This window comes from Deltaproteobacteria bacterium, assembly GCA_009692615.1.
GTDB lineage: Bacteria > Desulfobacterota > Binatia > UBA9968 > UBA9968 > DP-20.
Genome location: SHYW01000179.1, coordinates 1 through 5,951 on the forward strand (window position 1 = coordinate 1; position 5,951 = coordinate 5,951).

At 56.6% G+C, this 5,951-nt stretch carries 6 protein-coding genes; 2 read left to right on the plus strand and 4 right to left on the minus strand.

The annotated features are described in order from the left end of the window. Nucleotides 1-285 precede the first annotated feature (285 nt). From EXR70_24715 to EXR70_24725, 3 genes are read right to left on the minus strand one after another with little or no spacing between them, the layout of a single operon-like run. Nucleotides 286-1,428, minus strand: a complete 1,143-nt coding sequence (locus EXR70_24715) for a glutathionylspermidine synthase family protein (protein MSP41700.1) — start codon at nt 1,426-1,428, stop codon at nt 286-288. 17 nt (nt 1,429-1,445) lie between these two features. Next, nucleotides 1,446-1,790, minus strand: coding sequence for a hypothetical protein (locus EXR70_24720; protein MSP41701.1), 345 nt, complete (start codon nt 1,788-1,790; stop codon nt 1,446-1,448). A 6-nt stretch (nt 1,791-1,796) separates the two neighbouring features. Continuing rightward, nucleotides 1,797-2,711 (minus strand): DUF350 domain-containing protein, encoded by a 915-nt coding sequence (locus EXR70_24725; GenBank protein ID MSP41702.1) that lies wholly within the window; start codon nt 2,709-2,711, stop codon nt 1,797-1,799. Between EXR70_24725 and EXR70_24730 the strand changes: the two genes are divergently transcribed. Then, nucleotides 2,710-4,104, plus strand: coding sequence for an MmgE/PrpD family protein (locus tag EXR70_24730; GenBank protein MSP41703.1), 1,395 nt, complete (start codon nt 2,710-2,712; stop codon nt 4,102-4,104). The genes EXR70_24725 and EXR70_24730 overlap by 2 nt on opposite strands. A gap of 10 nt (nt 4,105-4,114) precedes the next feature. Here the strand turns inward: EXR70_24730 and EXR70_24735 are convergent, their stop codons facing one another. Continuing rightward, entirely contained in the window at nt 4,115-5,050 is a 936-nt protein-coding gene (locus tag EXR70_24735; GenBank protein MSP41704.1) for a CPBP family intramembrane metalloprotease, read from the minus strand. Between the two features lie 32 nt (nt 5,051-5,082). On the opposite strand from EXR70_24735, the gene EXR70_24740 reads away from it, so the two are divergent. After that, complete coding sequence (locus EXR70_24740; GenBank protein ID MSP41705.1) at nt 5,083-5,823, plus strand: SDR family NAD(P)-dependent oxidoreductase; 741 nt, start codon at nt 5,083-5,085, stop codon at nt 5,821-5,823. Nucleotides 5,824-5,951: the final 128 nt, after the last annotated feature.

Consider the following 5,951-nt stretch of genomic DNA (forward strand, 5'->3'; position numbering starts at 1 on the left):
CATAAAGCTCCACTGTGAACATCCTTCCAGCCTCCCGATGCCATTCAATAACATCGAGACAGCCTACAGGACCGGTACACTTTTGACCCGCCATTTTCTGCCAGATCTTTGCCGGTTCAGTGGTACACTTTACGCCCGCGATTTATATGGGGTCAGGATTTGGGGTCAGACATAACAATGACTACAATCTTTCGCGACTATCAGCAGCAAGCTTTGCAGATCGCATGGCATAGGAAATATCTTCCGATGCTTGTGGCCACGGCTTTTTGTCTTAGCGCAAAGTGGTTACTCGAACAAATGCGGCACGAAGCAACTTAGGTTGTTGGTCACGAGCGTGGTGGATTCTCTGATGCCGACTCCCGCCGCAATACCATCGATTAGCCAACTTCCTAGCACTGGATAAGCTCCGCCGAAGTTGGGAATGTTCGCTAGCGCTTGGCAGACGAAACCTTCTTGGCCGTACGGTCCTTCTGTTTTCTGCATTGAACCGCCGCGTTGGATGGAAAGATTGGCGCCTTCACGTGAAAGCAGCGGTTTTTTTACGTAGTCGGTCATCTGCTTCGGTTCGTTGAAATAGCATTCGAGCAAGTTCGGATGGCCGGGGAAAAGTTCCCAGAGGATTGGCAGGATGCCTTTGTTCGATAGCAGCATTTTCCAGATCGGTTCGATCCATTGGGTGAGCGTGTAAGTTGAAAGTAACTGGTTTCCCTGGGGATCGCGGAGCAGCCACTCCCACGGATAGAGTTTGAAGACGCTACGCATGGGCCGGCCGTTTAAATCGACGAAGCAGTTTTGCACTTCGTCCCAACCGATGTCGTCGATGCGCATGAGCACGGCTTCGATTCCCGCCTGGGTTGCAACGTCCATCAAGTAACTGACGGTCATCAAGTCTTCGCTGTTCTCGACATCCGGCGGTTCAAGATAGGCGAAGTGCAACGGATTCGCCACATAACGTTTAAGCTCCTGCCATTTGGCCAAAAGCTTTTCATGGATCGAGTTGAACTGATCGAGCTTGGGAAAACAGTCTTGCAGCCAATACCATTGCGCGACGGACGCTTCGAGCAGCGCGGTCGGCGTGTCGGCGTTATATTCGAGCAGTTTCAAGTCGTCGCCGTCGTAGGCCAAGTCGAAGCGGCCATAGAGCGCCGGCGGCTCGTCTTCCCAGGCTTGCTTGATGATCGCAATCGCCGCATCGGGGATGCTCAGCTCTTTGAAGCGATTCCCGTCGATGATGTGCTGGGCCGCTTGCAAACACATCTCGTGCAGTTCGTTCGTGGCGAGTTCGATTTGATCAATTTCACTGGCGCGAAAAGAGTAGTAAGCCGACTCGTTCCAATAGGGGCGGCCCTCGGTGTGATGATAGATAAAGCCCACCGCTTCGACTTTCTTTTGCCAATCGGCGCGCGGATTAATCGCTATGCGTTTCATTCAATCCTTCGCTTGCTTTAGCTGCCGCCGGAGACAAACGCTCTGCCGGTGGCGCCGAAGCCGCCGCGAGTGACGTGGCTCGGGCTGGCGTAGTTGACTCCAGGTTGGGCGAAGCGGCCGCCGCCGCTGGCGCGCTCGCCCATGTAATAGCCGTGGCCGCCGTAGTAGTGGGAATAGTAATGGCTCGCCGGACCGCCGGCTTCGCACCAGCGCTCTTCGACGACGACATTGTTGTTGTCGACGCAGCGCTTGGCTTCGACCCAGTCTCCGTCTTTGCCATCGTTCCCGTTGTCGCAGCCGTTCATGACGGCGGCGGCGAAGGATGACAGAAATGCGAGCGTGACCTTGACGGATTTCTTCATCGCGGCTTATCCGTGCACGTAGCCCATTGTTAGTGCTAGAAAGATCACCGCTTTGAACAATGCGGCGGCGATGTTGCGTTGTTCCATCACTTCCTCGCCCAAGCGCGTTGCGCGAAACGTCAACTTATCGGAGATCACATGCGCGGCGAGCATTAGCAGAACCCATGCGCCGAGATAAAGCGCGACGGTTGAAATATCGCTGCGCCAGCCCTGCGATGGGCCGCTGATGACGGCGCCGCAAACCATGCCGCCGGAAAGCAGAAAACTACCGAGGTCAATACCGACCGCGAGATTTTGTTCGTCTAACGCCGCGTCAACGCCTTTGCCGGCGAGCCGGTAGAGAAACGCCAGCAAAATTAGCATGAGCTGTCCGATTAGAAACCAGACAAGGGCGACCGCTATGCCGTTTTCCCAGTCGTAAAATGCTCCGCCGACGACGTAGGCGCTGGCGAGATAGGTAGCACCCTCGACGAAGGCCACGGCGACGTTCTTCTCCTGGACGACTTCGCGGTTGTTGCTGAAGTGGTAGAGAATCAGCCAGTCGTTTAGATAGCGCGAGAGATAGATTAGGATCACGGCCAAGAGCGCATGTTGAGTGAAGAACCAGGCGCCGGCGTCGCCTTGGCTGCGATCGAAGATAGCGAGCAAAGCGAAGACCACGGCGATGGAGAACAACGCGTAGCGCAGCGCCAGCGCGCCATTATCGCGGAAAAGCATTTCGTTGACCGGATCGTAACCTTCGAGCTTGCCGCTGAGCCAGAGTAGCGCCGCTAAGCCGATGAGCAGCAGCAATATGCCTACCGCCAAGGATAGCGGGCCGATGAGCAGGGCGAAAGAGATCATGTCATTTTCCTTATTGCGGCAGCGTAGTATGTTAGGAAAAAGCTTGTCAAAGACTAAATTAACATAAGGGCGGTTCATGGCACAAAAAAATAATTCCCAATCCTATTCACGCGGCATCGGCGCATTCGCCAACGGTCTCAAACTCGCTGACGTGCCGGCGGATGTGATCGCCAAAGCCAAATTAGTTTTTCTCGACACGCTCGGCATCGCGTTGGCGTCATCGACCATGGATTTCGGCGTGATGGTTAGCAACGTCGCGCGCAAACTCGGCGGCGATAAACATAGCGTGGTGATCGGCTCGGCCAATCGCGTAGCGGCGGCCAATGCAGTGATCGCCAACGGCACGCTGGCGCACGGGCTCGACTACGACGACACTTTGGAAGAGGCGATCGTTCACACCGGATCCTGCGCTTGGATGACCGCTCTCGCCGTCGGCGAAGAAGTCGGCGCTAGCGGCGCCGCGATGCTCGAAGCGGCGCTGATCGGCACCGAAGTGTTGTGCAAAGTCGGCCTGGTGGCGCCAGGAAAATTTCACGCCCGCGGTTTTCATCCAACGGCGATCTGTTCGACCTTTGGCGCGGCGGCCGCGGCGGGCAGACTGTACGGACTTAACACCGATCAGTGGGTCGATGCCTTCGGCCTGTGCGGTAGTCAAAGCTCGGGCATTATCGAATATCTCGCCGACGGCACTTGGACCAAGCGCATGCATCCCGGTTGGTCCGCCCATGGCGGTGTGATCGCTTGTTTGCTGGCGCAAGAGGGTTTTCGCGGGCCGGCGAAAGTTTTCGAAGGCACCGACGGTTTTTTCAAAGCCTTCGGCGGCAAGAACGATTATCGCTTCGAGAAACTTTTGGAACTCGGCAAAGCTTGGGAGATTCCTAAGCTGGCGTTTAAGTCTTATCCCTGCGGTTCGATCTCGCATCCGTACATGGACTGCGCCCTCAAGATTAAGCAAAAGTTTTCACCTGCGCCGGATGAAATTGCCGAAGTGGTTTGCCGCACGGCGGAAGGTCCGGTGCATCGCTTGTGGGAGCCGCTGGCGGACAAGCAAAAACCGCTGAGCGCTTACGGCGCCAAGTTCAGCCTGCCGTTTAGCATCGCGGTGATGCTGGTGCGCGGCCGGGCCGGGCTTGAGGAATTCACTGACGCGGCGATCGCCGATCCGATTGTGCTCAAGTTGGCGGCTAAGGTGCGCTACGAACTCGATCCGACCATCGACTATCCGCGCCATTTTTCCGGCCACGTCAAAGTTATTCTCACCAACGGTCAAGTATTGGAAGAGAACCAGCCCCATCCGCGCGGCGGTCTGGAAGATCCGCTGCCGCCGGAAGAGATCGTCGATAAGTTTCGCGCCAATGCGCGCCTAGCGTTGCCGGCTGAAAGCGGCGAGAAAATAATCGCCACGGTGCAGCGCATCGAATCGTTAAATTCAATTGCCGAGCTGAGCGAGTTGCTGTTAGTGCGGTGCTGATTGAAGGGTATTAAGAATCGGAAATCCCGTTGCCACGGTTTCTCGTGATCCAATGTACTAAGATGCCGACGACGAACACGCCGACGAAAGTCGCCGCGCCGCTGACGATTTTTGGATCGCTGGCGCCGTACAGCCAGCCGAGATCGGCGCGGCGAAAATCGCCGAACACGCGCAAAGATTTTAAGCCGACGATCCAACCGGCGTGTAAACCAATGGACAGATAAATTTTGCTGCTTCTAATCAGCGCGTAGCTGAGCACGATGCCGATGAGCCACAGGCCAAGCAGTCCAGGCAGTATTGCTAGCGGCTCGCCAAAGGGCGCGAAGGTTGTGAGCAGGTGGCGAAAGCCGGCGAACGGATCGAGGCTGTCGAGAAAATAGCTTTGACCCGGACGGACAAAGTGCAGTGCCGAAAAAAATAGATTGACGCCGAGAAAGGCGCGTAGCGGATGGCCGGCGTCGTGGATGCCTTTGAAGAGCAAGCCGCGAAAAAAGACTTCTTCTAAGCCACCGGCGAAGATGCCGGCGCTCACCGCGCGGGCGACGGTGCCCAGACCTTGACCCAACGACACACGAAAAAATGGCGTGTACACCGCGCTAAAAGTCATCAGCGCCGCGAGCAGGACCATCGAGCCGAGCGCCAGTGCCAGTCCGGTGCCGAGATCGCGACAGCCACGGCTCCAGCCGGCGATGCATAATCGCTTGAGCTGAGCGCTGTCGAATTGGCGTCGGCAGAAAATAAACAGCACGATGCCGGAGATCATGAAGGCGCGGTTAAATATCCGGGGAAAGGGCACGCGCTCGGCGAGCAAATCCGGCCAGCCTGTGCTGACCCAGTCCGCGCCAAGGGCGAGCCATGGGCTGATGATGCAGGTGAGTGCCAAGACGGCGAATAGAAAATAGATCAAACGGCGCGGATAGTTGGCTGACGATGGGTGAGATTCCATGACTGCTTCGACTATGTTATAGCGATTTCTCGATGGCAAGCAGCGAAGCGAAAATATTGCTCGGCAAAAGCGCTTTGATCACCGGCGCCAGCCGCGGTATCGGCCGGGCGATTGCGGCAGCTTATGCCGACGCCGGCGCGCGGGTTTTTATTTGCGGACGCAATCCCAGCGATGTCGAAAATACTTGCCGCGAGCTCGCTGTTGACGGCGTGGCTGGCGACATCGCGCGAGTCCAAGATGCGCAACGGATTGTTCAGGCCGCGCTAGCACGGTTTGGCGCCATCGATGTTTTGGTCAACAACGCTAGTATTCTCGGTCCGCGTGTCGCCATCGCCGATTATCCGCTCGCCACCTGGGATGACGTGCTGCGGACCAATTTAACCGGCTTATTTTTGATCACCCACGAAGTTTTGCCGACGATGTTGGCACGCCGAAGCGGCTCGATCATCAACGTCACTTCGGGGGTCGGCCGGCTCGGCAAGGCCAAGTGGGGGGCCTATGCAGTCTCCAAAGCCGGGCTGGAGGGCTTCACTCAAGTGCTCGCCGATGAAGTAAAATCAGCCGGCATTCGGGTGAATTCGGTCAATCCAGCGGCAACCCGCACCGCCATGCGCGCCCAGGCTTATCCCGACGAAGATCCATTGATGTTGCCGACTGCGGAGAGCGTGGTGCCGCTCTTTCTTTACCTCGCCTCGGACGCGTCAGTTGAAGTAAGCGGCCAGTCGCTAAATGCCCGGGATTGGCAGCCTCCAGTGTGTGTTGTAGCAAAGTGATTATGTCAGGGGTTAACGGCAACGTAATTATGTCAGGGTGGAAGGATGACAACCCTGACAATGAAAGACGAGAAACGACTAGACGTAATTCAACGAGTATATCGCAGCGAGATCACCGTGGTTGAGGC